Origin of the sequence: Streptomyces sp. x-80 (genome assembly GCF_046549095.1) — a bacterium.
Lineage (GTDB): Bacteria > Actinomycetota > Actinomycetes > Streptomycetales > Streptomycetaceae > Streptomyces > Streptomyces celluloflavus.
In genome coordinates this window covers 481,812-502,759 of the sequence record NZ_JAJPWM010000006.1, presented here as the reverse complement: position 1 = coordinate 502,759, position 20,948 = coordinate 481,812, and the positions used below count along the sequence as shown (strand labels likewise).

The 20,948-nt window shown below is 70.0% G+C and carries 19 protein-coding genes; 16 read left to right on the top strand and 3 right to left on the bottom strand.

Annotated elements, in window-relative coordinates; translation table 11 throughout:
- The first annotated feature begins 1 nt into the window (after position 1).
- From ACLJWH_RS15165 to ACLJWH_RS15150, 4 genes are all read left to right on the top strand, one after another.
- Complete coding sequence (locus ACLJWH_RS15165; protein WP_411142194.1) at positions 2-760, top strand: ABC transporter permease; 759 nt, start codon at positions 2-4, stop codon at positions 758-760.
- Positions 757-1,548, top strand: coding sequence for an ABC transporter permease (locus ACLJWH_RS15160; RefSeq protein WP_411142193.1), 792 nt, complete (start codon positions 757-759; stop codon positions 1,546-1,548). The genes ACLJWH_RS15165 and ACLJWH_RS15160 overlap by 4 nt, the downstream gene beginning before the upstream one ends.
- Positions 1,549-2,384: 836 nt before the next feature.
- Complete coding sequence (locus tag ACLJWH_RS15155) at positions 2,385-3,536, top strand: NAD(P)/FAD-dependent oxidoreductase (protein WP_411142192.1); 1,152 nt, start codon at positions 2,385-2,387, stop codon at positions 3,534-3,536.
- Positions 3,537-3,553: 17 nt separating this feature from the next.
- Entirely contained in the window at positions 3,554-4,117 is a 564-nt protein-coding gene (locus tag ACLJWH_RS15150; RefSeq protein ID WP_411142191.1) for a hypothetical protein, read from the top strand.
- Positions 4,118-5,149: 1,032 nt separating this feature from the next.
- Here ACLJWH_RS15150 and ACLJWH_RS15145 read toward each other — a convergent pair.
- Positions 5,150-6,094, bottom strand: coding sequence for a TIGR03560 family F420-dependent LLM class oxidoreductase (locus ACLJWH_RS15145; RefSeq protein WP_411142190.1), 945 nt, complete (start codon positions 6,092-6,094; stop codon positions 5,150-5,152).
- A gap of 215 nt (positions 6,095-6,309) precedes the next feature.
- Between ACLJWH_RS15145 and ACLJWH_RS15140 the strand changes: the two genes are divergently transcribed.
- On the top strand, positions 6,310-6,477 hold the full coding sequence (locus tag ACLJWH_RS15140; RefSeq protein ID WP_411142189.1) for a hypothetical protein: 168 nt from the start codon (positions 6,310-6,312) through the stop codon (positions 6,475-6,477).
- Positions 6,478-6,527: 50 nt separating this feature from the next.
- Here ACLJWH_RS15140 and ACLJWH_RS15135 read toward each other — a convergent pair whose 3' ends face one another.
- Together ACLJWH_RS15135 and wecB are read right to left on the bottom strand one after the other, a co-directional pair.
- A complete protein-coding gene (locus ACLJWH_RS15135; protein WP_411142188.1) occupies positions 6,528-7,160 on the bottom strand; it encodes a 4'-phosphopantetheinyl transferase family protein in 633 nt (210 codons plus the stop codon).
- 125 nt (positions 7,161-7,285) lie between these two features.
- Complete coding sequence (gene wecB, locus ACLJWH_RS15130) at positions 7,286-8,440, bottom strand: non-hydrolyzing UDP-N-acetylglucosamine 2-epimerase (protein WP_411142187.1); 1,155 nt, start codon at positions 8,438-8,440, stop codon at positions 7,286-7,288.
- A 504-nt stretch (positions 8,441-8,944) separates the two neighbouring features.
- Here wecB and ACLJWH_RS15125 point away from each other — a divergent pair.
- From ACLJWH_RS15125 to ACLJWH_RS15075, 11 genes are all read left to right on the top strand, one after another.
- Entirely contained in the window at positions 8,945-10,144 is a 1,200-nt protein-coding gene (locus tag ACLJWH_RS15125; RefSeq protein ID WP_411142186.1) for a DegT/DnrJ/EryC1/StrS family aminotransferase, read from the top strand.
- The gene (locus ACLJWH_RS15120; protein ID WP_411142185.1) at positions 10,141-11,319 is read left to right on the top strand and encodes a glycosyltransferase family 4 protein; all 1,179 of its coding nucleotides are present in this window, start codon (positions 10,141-10,143) and stop codon (positions 11,317-11,319) included. Before ACLJWH_RS15125 ends, ACLJWH_RS15120 begins: the two co-directional genes overlap by 4 nt.
- Positions 11,320-11,369: 50 nt before the next feature.
- Entirely contained in the window at positions 11,370-12,470 is a 1,101-nt protein-coding gene (locus tag ACLJWH_RS15115; RefSeq protein ID WP_411142184.1) for a hypothetical protein, read from the top strand.
- A 26-nt stretch (positions 12,471-12,496) separates the two neighbouring features.
- Positions 12,497-13,795, top strand: a complete 1,299-nt coding sequence (locus tag ACLJWH_RS15110; protein ID WP_411142183.1) for an aminotransferase class III-fold pyridoxal phosphate-dependent enzyme — start codon at positions 12,497-12,499, stop codon at positions 13,793-13,795.
- A gap of 25 nt (positions 13,796-13,820) precedes the next feature.
- On the top strand, positions 13,821-14,810 hold the full coding sequence (locus tag ACLJWH_RS15105; protein WP_411142182.1) for a dTDP-glucose 4,6-dehydratase: 990 nt from the start codon (positions 13,821-13,823) through the stop codon (positions 14,808-14,810).
- Entirely contained in the window at positions 14,792-15,445 is a 654-nt protein-coding gene (locus ACLJWH_RS15100; protein WP_411142181.1) for an HAD family hydrolase, read from the top strand. Before ACLJWH_RS15105 ends, ACLJWH_RS15100 begins: the two co-directional genes overlap by 19 nt.
- Positions 15,442-16,776 (top strand): condensation domain-containing protein, encoded by a 1,335-nt coding sequence (locus ACLJWH_RS15095; RefSeq protein ID WP_411142180.1) that lies wholly within the window; start codon positions 15,442-15,444, stop codon positions 16,774-16,776. The genes ACLJWH_RS15100 and ACLJWH_RS15095 overlap by 4 nt, the downstream gene beginning before the upstream one ends.
- Positions 16,773-17,489 (top strand): GNAT family N-acetyltransferase, encoded by a 717-nt coding sequence (locus ACLJWH_RS15090; protein WP_411142179.1) that lies wholly within the window; start codon positions 16,773-16,775, stop codon positions 17,487-17,489. Before ACLJWH_RS15095 ends, ACLJWH_RS15090 begins: the two co-directional genes overlap by 4 nt.
- Positions 17,490-17,565: 76 nt before the next feature.
- Positions 17,566-19,413, top strand: a complete 1,848-nt coding sequence (locus ACLJWH_RS15085; RefSeq protein ID WP_411142178.1) for an HAD-IIIC family phosphatase — start codon at positions 17,566-17,568, stop codon at positions 19,411-19,413.
- Positions 19,413-19,682 (top strand): hypothetical protein, encoded by a 270-nt coding sequence (locus ACLJWH_RS15080; protein ID WP_411142177.1) that lies wholly within the window; start codon positions 19,413-19,415, stop codon positions 19,680-19,682. Before ACLJWH_RS15085 ends, ACLJWH_RS15080 begins: the two co-directional genes overlap by 1 nt.
- Positions 19,683-20,049: 367 nt before the next feature.
- The gene (locus ACLJWH_RS15075) at positions 20,050-20,445 is read left to right on the top strand and encodes a GNAT family N-acetyltransferase (RefSeq protein WP_411142176.1); all 396 of its coding nucleotides are present in this window, start codon (positions 20,050-20,052) and stop codon (positions 20,443-20,445) included.
- The last annotated feature ends 503 nt before the right edge of the window (positions 20,446-20,948 follow it).

The following is a 20,948-nucleotide window of genomic DNA, read 5'->3' as shown; positions in this document are numbered from 1 at the left end:
CATGGCGGCCGCGGCCAAGGTGCAGTGGAACACGAGCATGCGGGCGCCCGAGCACATGCTGATCGTCGTCACGGCACCGGTCATGTCCGTGATCTTCCTGTCCATCGTGCGGTACAACGACCGCGACGACCTCATGGCCAACGCCGTCATCGGCACCGGGCTGTTCGGTATCTGGTTCGTGGCGGTGGATGTCGCCGGCGGCGTCATCCAGAACGAGCGGTGGATGTCCACCTTGGATCTCGTCCTCGCGGCGCCACGGGCCTTCGCCCTGGTCGTCTGTGGACGCATCCTGCCCGTGATGCTGATCGGCGCCTTCACCCTGGTGGAGTCCTGGCTGGTGGCCACGGTGGGCTTCGGTGCCCAACTGCCCGTGCGGCACCCCGGTATCGCGCTGATCGCCCTGATCGTGACATTGCTCGCCACCGCGTGCACGGCGACGATGCTGGCGACGTTCTTCGTGATCAGCCGTGACACGACGATCTACCAGAACGCGCTGAGCTATCCCTTCTACATCCTTGGCGGCGTGGTGTTTCCGCTCTCCGTCCTGCCGGACTGGATCCAGCCTCTGGGACGCGTGATCTTCCTGTCCTGGTCGGCCGATCTGTTGCGCGACAGCCTGTCCGGTGACGAAGTCCATGACGTGGTGCCGCGCCTGGGTGCGATCGCGGGTCTGGGTGCCATCGCGCTCCTCCTTGGCATCGTCCTCATCCGCAAGGCCGCGGACCGCGCCCGGCGCACCGGGATGGTGAGCCTCGCATGAGGGTGAATCAGGTCGTAGGTCAGGCCGCTTTTGTGGGCTTCTCCGAGTTCAAGCACGTCTATACCCCCAAGACCTGGCTGACGGGATGGATGCTGCGCCTGGTCAGCCAGGTGGTCTTCTTCGGCCTGGTGGGCAAGATGGCGGGCGACCACATCACGGCCGAGTACGTCCTGCTGGGCAATGCAGTGACGGTGATCGCGATCGAGGCCACGCTCGTGATCACTACGGCGTCGCTGGAGCGGTACCAGGGGACCTATCCCATGCTCGTCGTCTCGCCCACGAACATGGGGCTGGTCTACCTCGGCCGCGGTCTGCACTGGGTGCTGGCCGGACTGGGCAGTTCCGCCCTTGTTTTCGCGCTGGTGTGGGCGCTTTTCCGGCCCGACTGGAACTGGCGGGCAGCGGTCTTTGCCCTGCCGTGCCTGATAGTGATCGGGATCGGCGCCTATGTGTACGGAACGTTCCTGGCCGCGTGTTCGCTGCGCCACTACAAGTTCCGCTGGGTGTACCTGAATTTCGGCTTCATGGTCCTGATGACCTTCTGCGGTACGAACGTTCCGCGGTCTTTCTGGCCCGCGCCGATCGAGTGGGCCACCCAGGTCCTGCCCCTCTCGCACGGACTCACCGCCATGCGCACCCTGGCGGCCGCCGGCCCGCTCTCCGATGTCCTCGGCCAACTGGGGCTCGAGGTCTGCGTCGCAGCCCTGTGGGCGGCACTGACGTTGCTGTTCTTCGAACGCATCGCGAGCAAGGGCCGCCGGGACGGGTCGCTGAACTTCACGTCATGACGCTTCCGGGCGGTGGTGCCGGCCAACAGGCCCGGCACCACCGCCCGGCAGGCATGCGCCGTCCGGAGTTCGCTGTGCGGGCAGCCGGCCGTAGGGAAAGGCACATCGAATGGCGACCGCGGGGAACGGGCGGCGTGCCGGCCGCCCCATTCTTTTGGTCCGCCAACACCGTCCATATTCATGCGGTGCTGTCTCACCCATCAATCGGTGAATTCCTGGAGCGTTTCTCCCGAATGGGAGGAAAGCGATGTACTCTCACCAGGAGTCCTCTCCCTGGAGGCATGATGATTGGCTCGCCGCCAGCGATAGTTCCCCCACTCGTCGAGGAGATTGATACAGCCGTCGAGTGCGATCGGCGCCAGGGTTTACGCTCACTCTCCCTGCTTCCGGAATCGCGGACCGGAGAATTGCCTCGCCTCCTCGGAGATTGCTTGTCTCCAGGCAGGGATCTGGATTTCCTGGGCCCCGCCGCCGAGTTCCGCTCTTCGAGGCCGCACCTGTTTCTCTTCGCATTCGGCGACCGACTCGCCCACGAGCGCGATGAAAGGCTGATCGAGCCCGGTATCGACGAGACCGTCATGGCCGCCGGCGGCGAGCTCGTGAGGTGCGACCGGGAACGCCGGGCGCCACCACGCCCGCGGCGCCAACATGGAGCGGCCGCCGGGCGATACGGGGGCCGACGAGAAGCCCGCCGCACGGTGCCGCGCCCTCGACGCCGACGATCGCGGTGTGCACGACCTGTGGTGCACGGACGATCGCCACGACCACCGGGCAGCGGCTGTTCGCCCGTGACACCTCCCTCCGCCCCGCACCACCCCTGAAAGGAAGACGGCCCGATGAGCCGCAACATCCGTGTGGACGTGGCAGTGGTGGGCGATGGCCTGATAGGCATGTCGACCGCCCTTCATCTGCGTCGCCGGTATCTGTCCGTCGCCGTCGTCGGTGGGACGACGCAGGGTCGTGCGTCCACCGCGGCCGCGGGCATGCTCACCCCGGCGTGCGAGTACGACCCCTGGATGCCGCAGGAGTTCTACGACCTGTTACGTGAGGGGCTCGACTATTACCCCCACTTTCTGTCCGCCTTCGGCTTCACCCCCGAGTCGGTCGGATTCCGCTCCACCGACTTCACACTGCTGGACCTCGTGGAACGCCCGGACAGCCTCCAGTCCCGTACGGAGTGGATGGACAAGTACGGCATCGAGAACAGGTGGCTCAGCCCCGCGGAGGTCTGCGACGCGGAGCCGCATCTGTCACCTCAGACCTTCCGCGGGGCCATCCGCATCAAGGACGAGGCGGTGGTCAATCCGAGGGCTCTGCTCCAGGCGATGACGCAGTGGGCGTCCGCCGAGGAGTGCCCGGTGCTCGGAGGTGGCCTGACCGGGGTCGATGACGAACAGGACCGGCTGCGCCTGACCACGGGCGAGGGCGACACGGTCGTCGCCGACCAGGTGGTCGTCGCGGCGGGCTCGTGGAGCGGGCAGGTGGGCCGCGCCTTCGGCCTGGACATTCCCGTCTGTCCGGTGAAGGGGCAGATCGTACGGCTGGCCGGCCCTCCCGGACTGCTGCGGAGCGTGGCGTTCATGCCCAGTGGTGGCTGCGGATCGATCGTGTCGCGGTCACCCGGCGAATACATCGTGGGCACGAGCGAGGAGTACCTGCGGCCGGAGACGGACAACACGGCCGGCGTGGTCGGTACCATCCTCAGCCGGCTGTGCGCCGTCGTCCCCGAGGCCGCGGAGTGGCGCATCGAGGAGATGTGGAGCGGCTTCCGCCCCATGACCTCGGACGAGCTGCCCATCCTCGCGCGGGCGGACGACCCCAGGATCGTGGTGGCAACGGGACATCACCGCAACGGGGTGCTGCTGACCGCTGTCACGGGCCGGCTCGTGGCGGCCCTGATCGACGACGAGGCCCCCGGTCTGAGCCTGGACCGCTTCCGCTACGGGCGTCCACTGCGCCCGCACACCCGATTCGCCACCAAGTACTGACGGGCCCGGAGACTGCCATGAATTCCTTCACCATCCGTGCGGCGCGTCCGCATGCGGACGAGACGACGGCCCTTCTCGACTGGAGCGTCGGCCACCTCGCCGAACTGGAGCGCTGGGCCATCCGCCGCCAGGTGCCCATTCCGGGGCCGATCCTGGCCGGGATCCGGCGCCGGTACGCCGAGGACGGCGGCCGGGCACCGGCGTCGGTTCCTCCCGTCTGGGACCAGAAGCCGGTCTCCGTCCCCGCCGGGCAGGTCCCCGAAGCCGCCCTGCTGGCCGCGCTCGAACGTGACCTGCTGTTGTACGCGGCGTCCTTGGCGGAGGGACGCATCGACGATCTGACGGTGACGACGGTGCCGGGTGTTCCCGCGGCGTTCTACGCCCCGGAGAGCCGTCGGCTGTTCCTGCCCGACTGGTTGGCGGAGGCGGTGTCCGGCCGCCTCTTCGCACCGACGGCGCTGTTCCCCGAGCCACCGTCGGCCACGGTCTCGTGGCTGTTCTTCCAGAGTCTGGTCCTCACGCCGCCGTCCCTGCCGTCCGGTCCGGCGGCACACGTCCTGGGCATCCGGGAGTCCGACTGAGGTCAGGTCCTCCTCGCCGGGGCACCAGGGCCTGCTGTCCATTGTGGTCAGCGGGCTTGCCGGAGGCCGCCGGTCCGGAGGGCCGTTGCGCGGAGGCGCATTCGGACGAGGTGGTTCTCAAGGAGGCGTCGTAGCGGGTGACGACACCCCGCCGACTGCATCCTCTTGACGTCCCGTACGGCGCTGTGGCGATCGCGCAGAGCCGGTCGGTGGCCGGGGGATCTCGTCGGTCACCCGCCGCCCGCCGCCGGGCCCGCTGCCGGCGTATGCCACGGTGGTCGGGGCGGGCCGGGCGCGCTCGGCAGGGTAGCCGCCGGATCCCCCCGGGCCACTCACGCAGCCGCACGGGGCACGGACCGACCTGCCGCTCGGCAGGAACGGGGCTATGAACGTCCCTTCTCACCGGCGAGTTGCGCACGCGTCGCGCTGGTGTCCCACCCGACCGCCCTGCGTCGGCGCGCGCGGCCCGTGTCCGAATCCCCCGGCCAAGCCTGGCAGTACGCGAACACGGCGGGTCGGCGCCGAGTTCGGCGGCCCGGCGGCGGCCGAGGGCCCGGCGCCCTCCCCCGAGGAGGTGCGCTTCGTGGGCGCGCGGTCGCCGCCCGGTGGCTGGCCCAGCGCGGCCGCGGCTGGGTCGCCGAGCTGCTGCCCCCGCGCCCCGTGTCCGAATCCCCCGGCCAAGCCTGGCAGTACGCGAACGGTGTGCAGAAGCCGACGGCGACGCATGGGCCGTTCCGCCACACATCGTGCTGTCGGCCGGCGGGGGAGACCACATCACGCTCGGTGGCTGTGCGGTATGAGCGTGACATGGTCAGGTCCTCCGTCATCGGCCGGAGCCGTGCGGCAGGCCCTCCGGTACCTCTTGAGCCGCGCGGCGGGTCCCGTGGTGTCCTGGCGAGGAGACGCACCAGGAGACGGGCACCGTGCCGACGGGAGGCGAAGGAGGACCGACCCGGCCGCCCGACAGGTTGTCCGTGGAGGCCCCTTCCGTCGCGATCCGGGGCGGGGCGTGCAGCAGCGTGAAGTCGCCGGTCAGCGGGGGAGGGGCAGCCCCGCCAGCTCGGCCACCTCCGCCAGGTCGTCGAGCAGTTCCAGGTCGAGGGGATTGTTGATCTGCGCGTAGAAGCGGACGGCGCCGGCGTCCCGGTATGCGCGCAGGGCCTCAGCCACCTGCTCCGGAGACCCCACGGCGCCGAAGTCCGCGATCTCCGCGGCGGGCTCGCCGGTGTCGGTCACCCGGCGCGCCAGCGTGGTCCGGTCGCTCCCGGGGCACAGGACGAGCGACGCGGACACCGTGATCTCCCGGGGATCGCGTCCGGCCTCCTGACAAGCCACCGCCACCCGCCGCGCGGCCGCCCGCACCTGCTCGGGGGTGGTGAACGGAGCGTTGAACTCATGGGCGTAGCGCGCCGCGAGACGCGGTGTCCACCGCTTGCCCAGACCACCGACCAGGAGCGGGGGGTGCGGCGTCTGATGCGGCCTGGGCAGCGCCGGACAGCGGTCGAGGCGTATGTGCCGCCCCTGATAGGAGACCTCCGCTCCCGGCTGGGCCGTCCACAGCCGCCGGATCACCTCCAGCGTCTCCTCAAGCCGGGAGAACCGTTCCGTGACGGAGGGGAAGCGGATGCCGTACGCCTGGTGCTCGCGTTCGTACCAGGCCGCTCCCAGGCCCAGCTCCAGGCGGCCGCCGCTCATCACGTCAACCTGCGCCGCGGTCAACGCGAGGACGGACGCGTGGTGGAACGTGACGGCGGACATCATCGAGCCCAGCCGGATGCGGTGCGTGTCCCGGGCCAGGCCGGCCAGCAGGGTCCAGGCGTGCAGCGGGCCGGGGCCGGGGGATCCGTCGCCGATGCGGACCAGGTGGTCGCTGGTCATGAGGGCCTCGAAGCCGAGCTGCTCGGCCCTTTGGGCGAAGGCGCACACGGCGTCGTAGGTGGTGCCCTGCTGGGGCTCGACGAGTAGACGGAGGGTCATGGCGTCCATACCTTTCCTCGTGGCTGATCAGGGACATGCGTGGCGCGGGACGCCCGGCGGCTGCCGGTCGTGGTGTCATGACGGTGCCGCGCTCGTGGTCTGAGATCATCGGCCGCCCGGCGTCCCGCGACAACTCGGCCGCGGGTTGTCGTGATGCGCGAAACCGCGTCGGTGCGTTCGTCGAAGGCCGCTTCCGCGGGGAGCCCGGCGCAGTGGTGAGCACCGGCATGCCCGGCGTCGAGGAGATGTCCGGTGCGGAGTCCGTCGCCGCCACCGGCACAGCGATGTCCGCCCTCGGCAGCGGAGACCGGCTCGCGGGCGTCACCGGGCTCCGTCGGACCTTCGGGACGGGCACGCCTCGCACCGCTGCCGCAGCGTCATGAGACGGGCACCGGCGGGACCGTCCTGACTCGGCATCGGGAGGGAGATCCGTTCATGGGGGAGTCGAGCGGTCGGCCGAGCGGTCAAGGGAGTGGGGCAGTAGAGACCGGGTGCTCACGTGGACCGCCGGTGCGTGCGTACCGCGGTCCGTGGTGCGCACCGCGAGTGCCGCGTACAGCGGAACGCCCAGGTCGAGGGGGCGCAGTTGCCAGTCCTCGGCGTCGGCCCAGGCGCCTGCGTCGACCAGCACGGAGCCGGCCGCACGGAGGTCGGTGCGTATCGCACTCAGGCCGCCGCGTCCGATGCCGTGCCCGGTGGCTTTGGCCAGGGCCTCTTTGAGAGTCCACACACGCAGCAACTCGGCCCTGCTGACCGGGCCCGGCGTCCGTTCGGCCGGGTGCAGCACGCTCTTCGCCATGGCCGGTGGCACCGGCCGGTGCACCGCGGGCTCCGCCTCGATATCCAGGCCGAGAGGGAGCGGCCCCACCGCGCAGGCGATCCAGTCACGGCTTCGACTCGGGCTGAACCCCAGTTCCAGGCGCCGCCCACGGTGCGCGGCCCACGGCCGGCCCCGGGTGTCACGCCGCAGGTCGACGTCGCGGGCCGGTACTCCGGCGTACTCGCCGACCAGGATCCGGGTGAGCAGCCGCCGCCACAGCAGGCGGATCCCGTCACGGCCGGCCACGAACCCGCGCGTGGCCCGGTGGTCAGCCGGGGCACAGCTCTCCACGGGAGGGCAGTGAGGTGGTACCCGGGCGACGACGATCCGTACGGTGCCGGCCGGCGAGTGCCGGGCCGGGCCGTGCTCGGTCACCGGTACGTCCGGAGTCCGGCCGAGGCGTCGGGAGATGACAGCCAGCGCTCGCTCAGTGCCTCCAGGCACCGTGCTGCTGCGTCCCCCTCGCCGTAGCAGACGATGCCCGGACGCCGCATCGCCTCGTACGCCTGAGGGTCGTCGAGCAGCCGGCCGACCTCTTTGACGATGAGTGCCGGGTCGGTGCCCACCAGCCGGGCACAGCCCGCGGCGATGCCCTCGGGTCGCTCCGTGCGGTCCCGCAGCACCAGTACGGGCTTCCCCAGCGTCGGTGCCTCTTCCTGCACGCCACCGCTGTCGGTCAGGACCAGCACGGCCCGGTGCATCAGCTTGATGAACTCGGAATAACGTAACGGCTCACAGAGCAACACCTGCGCGAGGGAGGAGAGGTGGCTCCGGAAAACACGGCGTACTTCTGGATTGGGGTGCAGCGGGATGACGAAACGCAGCGTGGGCCGGGAGCGGCACAGTTCCGCTACGGCGGCGGCGACCCGGCCCATGGGAATTCCCCAGGACTCTCTGCGGTGCATGGTCAGAAGGACGGTCTGCTGACCCTGGGTGAAAGCGTCCAGCTCACGGTTGGTGGAATCATCGGGACGGTCCAGCACGAGGTGCAGGGCGTCGATCACCGTGTTCCCCGTGACGTACACGTCATCGGAACGCACCCCTTCGGCGAGGAGGTTGCCCGCGGCGTCGGCGGTCGGGGCGAAGTGCAGATCGGCGAGCTGGGTGATAAGTCTCCGGTTGATCTCCTCGGGGAACGGCTCGAACCTGTCTCCGGTGCGCAGGCCGGCCTCCAGATGGGCTACCGGTATCCGCTCGCAGGACGCGGCGTAGGCGGCGGCGAATGCGGTGTTGGTGTCTCCCTGCACCACGGCGACGTCCACGAGTTCGTCGAGCAGGGGGTCCCCCAGTTCGCCGACGATCCGGCTCGCCATGGTGCTGAGCCGCTGACCAGGACGCATGATGTCGAGGTTGTACCGGGGACGTAGGCCGAAGAGCTCGTTGATCTCGTCGAGCATGTCCCGGTGCTGGCCGGTGGTGATGATGACGGGCTCGAAGCCGGGAGCGGCGTCGAGCGCGAGCACCAGCGGCGCGAGCTTGATGGCTTCGGGGCGAGTTCCGTAGACGATCCCCACGCGCAGGGCCATATGTTCCTTCTCTCGGGCGCCGAACAGCGAAGAACTGAACGGAAAGCCGACTCTCAGTTCACTGACTTCGACCTGAAACGGCCTGAAACGACCTGCAATTAATGCCTTGAACTCCCCCGTCACACGGTTGATTTGCTTGACCTGTAGGGGGAGTCGAAACGGGTGTGATGGGCGCGATGCGGTCCTTATGTTCGCCGACCTGCGCCAGCCTTTTCCCGCAAATGGCGGGCAGTTTCGATCTGGGTAGCCTTACACACACTCAGTGTCCGGTCAACGAGCTTTCGGGAAGATTGATCTGTTGCCTCTTGCGCGACCATCCGGTCGCTGTGTTAGCGTGCGGCGCACTCCGGCTGCGGTAAACGAATGACGAGCAGCCGGCGAGTGATTGACAACCGGCACGTTCTTTCTCAGGTCTGTAATGACTGTCCGACATGCACGCCGCATCTGTGCGCGTTCATGAACAATCTCGGAAAAGAGAGATCGGGGACCCGTGTGAACCATGCCATGGAAATCGTTCAGGCTGGTGGGGACAGCACGCTTCTTTCGTTCGGCCGCCCCACCTACGACGAACGCGAGATCGAGGCCGTCGTAGCCGCTCTCCGTTCCGGGGAATTGGCAACGGGGGTTACCACCAGGGAATTCGAGACCGAATTCGCCGAATCCTTCGGCTTTGCGCACGCCCTCGCGGTGACGTCCGGCAGCACCGCGAATCTCCTGGCCTGCGCGGCCATGCTCGAACTCGGCCGGGCCCAGCCGGGCGACCGGGTCATCGTGTCCGGCGCGACCTTCGTCAGCGCGGTCACTCCCGTCGTCCAACTCGGCCTGGTCCCCGTCTTCGTCGACGTGGCCGCCGGTCACGTCAACGTCGACCTCGACCTGGTCGAGCAGGCCGTCATCGAACACGGCGCGCGCGGTGTGCTGCTGCCGCACACCCTCGGCCAGGCGCTGCCGATGGACCGTCTCGCCGAGATCAAGCGCCGCCACGGTGTCTTCGTCATCGAGGACTGCTGCGAATCGCTGGGAGCCGCCGACGGGTCCACCCCGGTGGGTTCCGCCGCCGACGTGGCGACCTTCAGCTTCTACGCCGGCCATCACCTCACCATGGGCGAGGGCGGCGTGGCGGCCGGCCACTCCGAGGAGATCGACTCCGTCCTGCGCAGCCTTCGTGCCTTCGGACGGAACCCGGACTACCGACTCGGGCGCTTCGAGCACCCGGTGGACGATCGTCCGCTGGCTCCGGAGGAGCGGTATATCCACCTCAGGCTGGGCTACAACGCCAAAATCACCGATTTCCAGGCCGCGTTCGGCCGCGTGCAACTGACGCGCCACGCGGAGCTCGCCCGGCAGCGCCGGCAGCTCGCCCATGAACTGGCGCTCGTCCTGCGGGAGTTCGGCTGGGGTGTCCTGGGAGACCCCGTCTCGCCGGGCGCCTCCCCCTTCGCGGTGGCGACCCTGCTTCCGGAAGGGCTGCCGCTCAAGCGCGCCGTCGATGTGCTGGGAGAGCACGGCATCGATCCGCGTGGCTTCCTCGGCGCGTCACAGCCGCATCAGCCCTGCTTCGACGGCGTGACCACGGTCATCCACGAGCCGTACATCCATACGCGAACGCTGGCCAGACGCGGGCTGCTGCTGGGCTGTCCGCCCCGGACCGACCGTGCGGCAGCCGTCAAGGCGCTGCGTGGAGCCCTGGAGACGCTGTCATGAAGATCCTGCTCGTGGCGGAGAAGTATCCCCCCATCGTCGGCGGCGGCGAGACGCACCTCCACCAGCTGGCCGAGGGGCTGGTGACGCGCGGCCACGAGGTGACGGTGGCCACCGAGGCCGTCCCCGACGGTCCGGAGCGCCGGCTGTACCGCGAGGGGGCGGTGCGCGTCCACGAAATCACCGGGTTGATGGACGCCTGCCAGCGCCTGGACGCCAAGGCGGCGGTGGCGAGCCTGCACTCCGTGCTCACCACCGACGACGCCGACATCGTCCATGTCTTCAACTACGTGCCGGCGCTCCTCACCAGCTGGCTCCGGCCGGCAATCGGCGCCAAGCTCGCCGTCTCGCTGTTCGAGACCCATATGCCGGGGCAGCGGGTCTTCGACCTCTGGGGCGACTACCCGCTGGAGCGGGCCCTGCAACGCGGGCTCGTCGACAACCTCCGGGCCGATGTGATGGTATGCGGCTCGCAGGCTTACCGGCGCTGGGCACTCGACGCCGGCTTCACGGACCGGAACATCCACGTCGTGGAGTTCGGCACCGACCTCGACCGCTTCCGTGACGACGGCGCTGCCCGCACTCGCTGGCGGACCCGCCACGGCGTCGCCGATGACGAAACGGTCTTCCTGGTCCCCGCCCGGCCCGTACCACGCAAGTGCATCGAGGACGCCGTGACCGCGCTGGCCCAGCTGGCCGGGCGGCACCCGCGGGCCCGCCTCGTCCTGACCACCCCGACCGCGCGCACGCTGGACTCCTACGCCGAGAAGCTACGGGCCCTGGCCGACGAACTCGGCGTCGCGGACCGGGTGATCTGGGAGCAGGGACTCTCCTGGCACGACATGCCCATGCTGTACGCCGGCGCCGACGCGGTGGTACTGCCCTCTTCTCACGAGGGGTTCGGCATAGCCCTCGTCGAGGGGATGGCCGGCCGGCGTCCCGTGATCACCTCGGATGTCGAGGGCCACGACGAAGTCATCGACCACGAACGGACCGGATTCCTCTACCCGGCCCGCGACGTCGAGGCACTGGCCCGGTGCATGGAGCGCGTCATCATCACCTCGGACCTGGAGAACCTCGTGGCGGCAGCGCACGCCGAAGCGGTGCGCCGCTTCTCGTCGACGGCGGTCGCCGCCGGGCACGAACGTGCCTACGAAGTGGCGTGTGGTCAGCCGTGACCGGACACCACGTACTGCCCCAGTCAGCCCCTGAGACCGAAGAGCGGGATATGAGCTCACACCAAGCCCTGGCCGATCAGGTGTCGCAGGTACCTGCCGAACGCGCGGACCGGCTGGCGAGGGCACTGGCCGCCTGGCTCCGCGGCGGCGGCACCCAGCGGGCCGACGGCGCCTACTGCGGATGGCAGACACCCGACGGCCGCCTTTCCTACCCGTATCCGGAAATCACCGGATACATCTTGACGTTCTTCGCCCACGAGACACTGGACGCGCCCGAGCGACAGCGGGCGGACGCGGCAGCCTCCTGGCTGGCCGACCGCATCGACAGCGGGGACTACTCGTGCCGCCCCGATCACGGTGACGGCGGAGTCTTCCTCTTCGACATCGGCATGATCACCCACGGTCTGCTGTCCTACGGCCGGCGCACCGGTGACCAGCGACTGCTCGCCTCGGGACGCGCCGCGGCCCGATTCCTCCTCGACCACCTGCCGACCCATGGCCACCCCCACCCCTTGGCCACGGGACACCGTCCCGAAGGATCCGAGCCGACCTGGTCGAACTCCGGCAGCGCCCATCTGCTCAAGCTTCTGCAAGCACTGATCAGCGCGGACGACGCGGGCGTCAGTGGAGCGGCAGAAGCCGCCGAGCGACTGGTGGACACCCTGCTCGCCGACCCGTGTCCGCCCTCCGCGGCGCCCGTCACGACCTGCCCGGACAGCGATCTGATCAGCCTGCACGCCGCTTGCTACGCCGCCGAGGGCCTGTGGATCTGGGACACGGCCCGCCGCCGGCCGCAGGCGCGGGAGCGCGCGGTCCGTATCACCGAGTGGGTGTGGCAACAGCAGCTCACCGAGGGCGGCTTCACCACATACGCACACCGCACGGGCGGCCCCGCTTCCGACCGGATGCAGTCCGACGTCCTGGCTCAGGCGATACGTCTGGCCAAACTGCTGGGCCTGCGCCCCGACGGCTTCGACAGCGCGGTCTCGACGCTGGCCGACAGCCTCCACACCTACGACGACAAGGCAGCGGTCCTCTACCGGCCCCAGGCCGCGGAGCCGCACCGCAACTGCTGGAGCTCCATGTTCGCCTGCCAGGCCCTGCGCCTGTGCGGCGGCGAGGCCGGTCCGGCCTGGCACGAACTGGTCTAGTCGCGCCACTCCGAAAGGCTCACGACATGAGTGACTCGGTCCTGCTGTCGGCGCGTCAGCCACTGCCGCCGATCGACTACAGCCATGCCGCGGGAGCATGGATCCACACCGCCGAAGGCGACCGTCTGCTGGACGCGGCCAGCGGTCTGGTCTGCGTCAACATCGGGCACGCCCACCCGCACGTGGTCGAACAGATCGCCCGCCAGGCACGCACCGCCACCTTCGCCTCCCCCGGGGTGCTGCTCCCGGCGGTGCAGGAAGAGCTGGCCGTCCGGCTGACCGAAGCCGTCAACCGGCCGGGGGACGGAGCGAGCCTCGCCTGCTCCGGAACCTCCGCGGTGGAACTGGCCATCTCCTACGCACGGCTCATCCAACGCTCGCGCGGCGAGGACGGCAGGCATCACATCCTCACCGCCCGGCTCGGCTACCACGGCAACAGCGCGCTGACCCTGGGGCTGTCCGGACACCGCCGGCGACGCCCGCACCCCGACGACGCCCTGGGCCTGGCACCCGCCTTCGACCCGCCCTACCCCGGACACCACCGAGACTGCCCCCACGACCGGTGCCGGGCGAGCTGTGCCGACTCCGTGGCCGAGGCCATCGACCGCCGTGGGGCCGAGTCCGTCGCGGCGGTACTCATCGAACCGGTCAACGGCACGACGGGCGGTGCCTATGCGCCACCCCCCGGTTATCTGGCGGCGCTGCGCCGGGCCTGCCACGAACGCGGTGTGCTGGTCATCCACGACGAGGTCCTGACCGGCCTGGGACGGACCGGCCTGCCACTCGGCGCGGACCACTGCACGGACGCCGCGGCGGACATCGTGGTGATCTCCAAGGGACTGTCCGCCGGATACCTTCCGCTGGCGGCGGTGCTCGTGAACCCCGCCGGAGTGGCCCAACTCCGTTCCTCCCCACGGCCACTGCCCCTGATGGGCACCATGTCGGCGACCCCCCTCCAGGCCGCGGCGGGGCTCGCGGTGCTCGACGTGCTCGGCGAGATCGGCGCTCTGGACCCCACGCGCGTCCGGGGCGGGGACGTCACCACTGCCGTACGGGCGGTGGCCGGGCTGCCCGTGGTGCAGGAGACCCGGGGAGTGGGCTACTTCCACGCCGTGGAGCTGGCGCCCGGCACCCAGGCCGCCGCCCTCGCCGCCGCCCGTGACGAGCGGCTGCTGCTCTACCCCTTCAACGGATTCCACGCCGACGGCACGGGCGAAGGACTGATCGTCGCTCCGCCGCTGAACTCCACCCCGTCCGACGTCGAATTCCTGGCACAAGGGCTGCACCGTGCGCTCCAGCGCGTGGCCGCCCGGTCCGAAGACTGATCCCACCGCTGAAAGGCACCTCTTGATGTCACCCACGACCACGCACTGGGCAGGACGCCAGGTGCTCGTCACGGGAGCCGACGGATTCATCGGTTCGCACCTCACCGAGACCCTGGTGAGCCGCGGCGCCCGAGTCACCGCGGTCGTCCGACGCGTCTCGGCCGCACAGGTGACACACCGGCTCCGCAATCTTCCCGCCGCGACCGTCGACGCCCTTGAACGGGTGGTGCACGTGGACCTCGCAGGGCCCTCGGCGGTCGACGTCCTCAGCCGACTGGAGGCCGACACCTGGTTCCACCTCGCCGCGGACGCCTACGTACCGGCCTCGCTGGACCAGCCCGCCGATGTGGTGCGCACCAATGTGATGTCCACTCTCCATGTCCTGCTGGCAGCCCAGCAGCGGCAGCCCGCGCATCTCCTGGTGACGAGTTCGAGCGAGGTCTACGGCAGCCAGCAGGACGCGATCACCGAGCGGCATCCGCTGGAACCGGCCACGCCCTACGCGGCGTCCAAGGTGGCCTGTGACCGCCTGGCCTGGTCCTGGCACCACACCTACGGCCTGCCGCTCACCATCGTCCGGCCGTTCAACAGCTACGGGCCCCGCCACGTCTATGACGCGGTGCCGCTCTTCCTGGCCAGAGCGCTGCGGGGAGAGCCGATCACCATCAACGGCAGCGGTGAGCAGACACGCGACCTCACCTTCGTGGCGGACACCGTCGCGGGGTTCCTCGCCCTGGCGGAGCTGCCGGCCACGGGCGAGACGTACAACATCGGCACCGGCACGGACCACCGCATCATCGACGTGGCCCACGCCATCGTGGAACTGACCGGGTCGCACAGCGAGATCGTGCACGGTCCGGCACGCTCCGGCGAAGTGCTCAAGCTCCAGGCCGACCCGGCGAAACTCACCGCGGCCACCGGGTGGCGTGCCGAGTACGACCTGGCCGAGGGCCTGGCGGACAACCTGGTCTGGATGCGGGAACACGTGGAGACGGTATGGCCGACACGATCCTGATGGACGCCGGCGGCGTCCTCTTCAACAACGTCACCGAAGAGACGGATTTCCTGGACCGCCTGGCCGCCCGCCACGGTGCCGACACCCAGCGACTGCGCAGGGAGATCGACGCCCGCGACGCCGCGTACGAGACCGGACGCGCCCATGTCCACGACGTCCTGCGCGACGCCCTCGCCGCCGCCGGGGCCCCGGCCGGCGTCGCGGTGGACGCCCGATGGCTGGACGACCTGTACCGGGACTGCCTGGCCGTCCACCCCGGGGCGTTCACGGCGATCGACGGTATCCGCCGGCATCGCCCGGACATCCTGCTGGTACTGACGAACAACGAAGCCGCCCACTGGGACCGGGTCAAGGACGACCGGTTCGGGCACCTCGGACGCTTCGACGTCATCGCCTCGTCGTGGCAAGTGGGCGAGGTCAAACCCACCAGGGAGTTCTTCGAGGCCGTCGCCCAGCGGTGCGGCCGCTCGCTCGACAACGCCGTCCTGCTGGACGACAACCCGGACGTACTCGCCGAGGCCCGCCACCATGGCCTGCGCACGCTGCACGTCGAATCGCCCGGCACGCTTCCCGAGGCAGTGGCCCGCCTCCTGCATTTCCCCGTCACCGTGGCCGATAGGAAGGGCCGGAAATGAACGCGACCTCCCCCGAGGACATCCCGGCCGCGCAGGGCACACCCCTCCTGCCGGAGCAGCGCCGCTTCCTCACCCGCAACCTCCCCGACGAGCACCACTGGAACCAGGTGGCACTGCTCAAGGCCCCACCGGAGCTGACCGCGCACCACGTCCGAGAGGCGTTCCGGGCCGTCGTCAACCTCCACGACGGGCTCCGGCTGTGCCTGTCCGCCGAGGAGCGCGGGCCGATGGGCGTGCAGGGACGGCCGCTGGACGAGCTGCCGGTCGAGACCTTCGACCTGCGGGACCGGGACCCCGCGGCCGCCGAGGAGGCGATCACCCGCGAATGCACCCGGATCCAGGGATCGATGCGCATGCACCGGTCCCCGCTCGTCCGGCTGGCGTATTTCACCCTGAACGGCGACGAACGACGGGTGCTGCTCGTCGTCCACCACTTCGTATGTGACGGGCTCTCGTTCGGAATCGTCCTCGCGGACCTCGAACGCGCCTGCCGGGCCCTGCTGGCCTCCCGTCCGCTGTCCCTCGCCCCGCCGGGCACCACCGGCGCGGATTACGCACGGTGGCTCACGAAACTCGCCGCCGAGCCCGAGCTGCGCGAACAGCTGCCACTCTGGCGGGACCTGGGACGCCCGGCACCGCCCGTGCCCTTGGACCGGGACAAGGAAAACACCATGGCGACCACGGACACCGTGGTCGCGCGGCTGAACCGGGCCGAGACCGCCCGGCTCATGGACGAGGTGCTGCCGGGCCGCGGCCTGGGCATGACCGACGTCTTCCTCACCGCCGCGATTCCCACCCTCCAGGGCGCGGGCGGACGCCGCGCAGTGCGCTCCAATCTCATCGGCCACGGTCGCCGGGGCCTGCCGGACCAGCCCAACGTGGCCCGGACCGTGAGCTGGCTCTCCACCCGCTACCCCGTCTCCGTCGAGGTGGACACCTCCGAGAGCTTCGCCGCACAGCTTCGGACGGTGACCGGCCGGCTGGCCGGCATCCCCATGGACGGCGCCGGTTACGGCATCCTCGCCCATCTGGGCGACGAGGCGACGCGCGAGGCGCTCGCGGCCCAGGGCGAGCCCGACATCACCGTCAACTACCTGGGCAAGGTGGGCGGCGGCGCCACCGCCAGAATGCTGCCCCGGGCCCAGGAGGACCCCGGACCTGATGAGACGGCGACCGGGCTGCGCGAGCACGTGCACGGAATCGACGTGCTGGTCACCGACGGGGAGTTACGCGTCGTCTGGTACTACAGCACCCACCAGTTCGACCGCGCGACGGTCGAGGGCTACGCGTCCGAGCTGCTCGACCGGGTACGAGGCGGGCTGCTGCGATGACGGCCGCCGTCGACTCACCGGAGGACCTGGCACCGATCCAGGCACGGACGCTGTTCGTGATGCAGGACGGCAGGCTCACCGCGATCAATGACGTCGGCCGCCCCGCCCCGCCCCGGTGCTTCCTCTCGTACACGGCCTCCGCCGTGACGGCGTGGACCAGCACCGCCGTGCCGGCGGACCTGGCCGACGCACTGCACCGATGGGCCGCCGACCAGCCCCCGGCCACCCTGACCGAGACCGTCGGCCCCCCGGCCGACGTGGTCCGGCTGCTGGCGCGGCACGCCCCGGTGACGCAGAGCTTCGCAGGCCCGGCCTTCGCCGTGCCCGACTCCGCAGGCACGCCGGCGCCGCCGGGCATCACCCTGCGGGACTGCGATCCGTCGGAGTCGTCCTTCTTCCGCGAGACCTTCCCGGAAGTGGCCGGCACCCTCGCCGAACGACAGCCGGCCGTCGCCGCGTTCGACGGCCACCGAGCGGTCGCCGTCTGCTGCGCGGCCCGCGACGGCGGCGAGGCATATGAGGCCGGTACGGAGACGCTGCCGAGCCACCGCGGCCGCGGTATCGCCTCGGCACTGGTGACCCGCTGGGCCCGGCTGGTGCGCGCCCGTGGCGCCCGGCCGCTCTACAGCACCGAATGGGACAACCACTCGTCCCTGTCCGTGGCGAAGCGGCTGGCCATGGAGCAGTACGCCGTCAACGTCAGCCTCTACTGACCTTCCTGACCACCCCCGACCTGCGGCCGGCCGCGCCTTCCGTGGACGCGGCCGGCGGCGGAAAGGCCGAGCCCCGGTGCCGGACAACGAGATGGCCCGAGATCTGCTGCGCCGTGCCCGGAATGCCGTCCGGGACGACGCGCACACCACACTGCGACAACTCGTCGGCGAACTGGTCGACAGGGGCAGCACCGGCGAGATCCTCTCGCTCAGCCGCATCCTTGAAAACGGCGGGCCACCTCCCGGCGCGCCCCGCATCAGAGTGGCGCTGATCGGCAGTTTCACCGCCGACCTCCTCGGCAGGGTCCTGCGCGTCACCTTGCGCCGGTGCGGGATCGACGCCGTGGTGGACGTTTACGGCATCGGACAGTACGGCAGCCTGACCGCGGATCCGGGCAGCGCTCTCTACCGCAGCGACCCCGACTTCGTCGTGCTCGCGGTCCACCACGACGAACTGGGCCTGCCCGATCACTCCACCGCCCCGGACGAGGACGTCGAGGCGGAGATCCGGCGCTGGCGCTCACTCTGGCGGAGAATCCAGGCCAACAGCCGTGCGCGCGTGGTGCACTGGCTCTTCGCGCTCCCCGACGACCTGGTGGTCAACGCCCTGGACGTGCGCCTGCCCGGATCCCGTTACCGCATGGCGGTCCGCGTCAACGCCGGGCTGGCGGCAGCCGCAGGCAAGGATGTCCTGGTCGTGGACTGCGACCGGTTGGCCGGGGTGGCCGGGAAGCTCGCCTGGTTCGACGACCGGTCCTGGCGGATGGCGAAGCAGCCCTTCGCGTCCGACGTGCTGCCGCTCCCGGCCCGGGAGACCGCCGGTCTGATCGCGGCGGACCTGGGCCTGGCCAAGAAGTGCCTCGTCCTGGACCTGGACAACACCTTGTGGGGCGGGGTGATCGGCGAGGCGGGGGTGCACGGCATCGTCCTGGGCGGTGACGCGGGTGAGGGGTTCGTGCGCTTCCAGCGGCACGTCCGGATGCTCAAGGAACGGGGGATCATCCTCGCCGTCTGCTCCAAGAACAACCCCGCGGACGCGGAGTCGCCCTTCCAGGAGCACCCGGACATGCTGCTGCGGCTCTCCGACATCAGCTGCTTCAGCGCGTCCTGGGAACCCAAACCGGAACAGCTGCGCCGCATCGCCGAACACCTGGGTATCGGCCTCGACTCGCTGATATTGGTCGACGACGACCCGGTGGAGCGCGCCCAGGTCCGCGCTCTCCTGCCCGAGGTCGAGGTCGTCGACCTGCCGGAGAGCTCCTGGGAGTACGTCCGGGCCGTACGCAACCACCCGCTCTTGCAGCAGGCATGGGTGACCGAGGAGGACGCCGCCCGCACGGATGCGTACCGGGCCCGGGACCGGGCCAAGCAGTACGAGGAGGAGAGCGACACCCTGGAGGACTTCTACCGCGGCCTTGAGATGTCCGCCCGGTTCGCACCGGTGGACGCGAACTCGCTGCCGCGCGTGGCCCAAATGGTCGTCAAGACCAATCAGTTCAACGTCCTGAGCCGTCGCCACTCGGCGGCCCGGCTGGCCGAACTCGTCGCCGGGCCGGGAACCCTCCACCTCACCGCCCGGTTGCGCGACCGGTTCACCGATCACGGCCTGGTCGGATTCCTCCTGGCACGGACGGACGGCGACACCGCCGAGGTGGACTCCTGGCTGCTGAGCTGCCGGGTCATCGGCCGTGACCTGGAGCGGTCGATGTTCGGCGCCTTCGCCCGGGAGGCAGCGGCGACCGGACTGCGACGACTGGTGGGGGAGTACCTCCCGACGCAGAAGAACCACCTGGTGGCCGATCTGTACCAACGGCTCGGATTCAGGCTCGTGCGGGAGGCACCGGACGGTGCCACGCGGTGGCAGTACGACCTGGTGCAGCAGGGACTCCCCGAGTCCAGTCCGTTCATCAAGGAGGAGAGCTGATGCCCATGGCACCCGACGAGCTGGTCGCCGTCATCGCCGAGGAGGTCGAGGACCTGCGCTTCGGCGAGATCCTCGCCGCGGACATCACGAAGGAGACGCTGCTCTGGTCCGTCTCCGCCGACACCAAGAGCCTCGGACTGGAGTCCGTGGAGCTCTTCGAGCTGGTCTACCGGGTGGAAGCACGCACCCGGCTGAAATTCCCCGAGGATTTCGAACTGGTCTCCATCACCTCGGTGGGAGACTTCGCCCGGCGCCTGCTGCCGTCGTGACGACGGATTTCGCCGACCGATGCGGACGGGTGGGATACGGATGAGTGGCAGGCCGGGCGGCCACGCGACGGTGCGCGACCGGGCGACCCGTGCGGCGCATCCGGGCCGTCGGCCGCGACCGCAGCCCGCCGGCCCTCCTATGGACCGCCCACCCTCGTCGTCGGCCGGCAAACCACCGAACAGGGAGGCAGCGACGCCGCCTTGGTGACACACCCGGCCGGCCGCGCCCGGTACGGCTCGCACCGCGGCATCAAGATTCTCGAACGCCGGATGCCCGGCCGCGCAGGCAGCCAACTCCCCGCAGGCGGAGCCTCCTCACTCGGTAACCCGGTCAGTGCCGCGCTCGGCCGGGACATACGATGGGGGCGTGACGATCACGTACGAATGGCGGGGCGATTTCGACAACGCCGCTCTCAACGCGCTGCACGCCGACGGTTTTGGTCCCCCGGTCGCTCAGACCGATTGGCGAACACGACTTGAGCGCCACAGCCTCGGCTGGGTCTGCGCATGGGAAGACGGCGGGCTGATCGGATTTGTCAATGTCGTCTGGGACGGCGGAGCTCATGCCTTCATCCTGGACACGGTCGTCGCCCAGCACTGCCGGTCGAGAGGAGTCGGCGCCGCGCTTGTCGCCAACGCGGCCGAAGAAGCCCGCGCCGCGAACTGCGAGTGGCTGCACGTCGACTTCGAGGAGCATCTGCGCGCGTTCTATTTCGATGCCTGCGGCTTCAAGGAGACGACGGCCGGGCTGATCGCCCTGTAACGAGGGCGCCCACGCCCCGGCTGTTGCCTGCGACCAGGGGGTGGTGTCAGTCGAACCCAGGGTGAACGGTCGATCGCGAGGCCGTGCTTGATCAGGTGGGCGTCCCCGCACGGCTGATGGGGATCCGCGCATGTGGCGCTGACCGCGATGTCGTGAAACCGAAGATCGGAACGGGCGACGAAAGATCGTTCACCCTCACTGGTTGTCCGAGCCTCCGCACTGTCGGCGCAGGCCCAGCCCACCCCTGAGGAGCAAGGTGTTCGACCACCCCGTGCCACCCGTGCTCAAACACCTCGGGCACGGCTGGTCGAGCGTCCAGCGTGCCTCCGATGGCTGACGTTCCGGCGGCAGTTGAGGCGCTGCGGCTATGGGGAGTGTGGCGCCCTGCGGTGCAGGGAACGCGTCGCAGAGGCGGTTCGCCTCCGCTTGCGTGGCGAGCACCGGCCGAGAGTCAGATCAACACGATCGCACCGGTTCACGTCCGCCTGTGCGGAGAGCGCTCT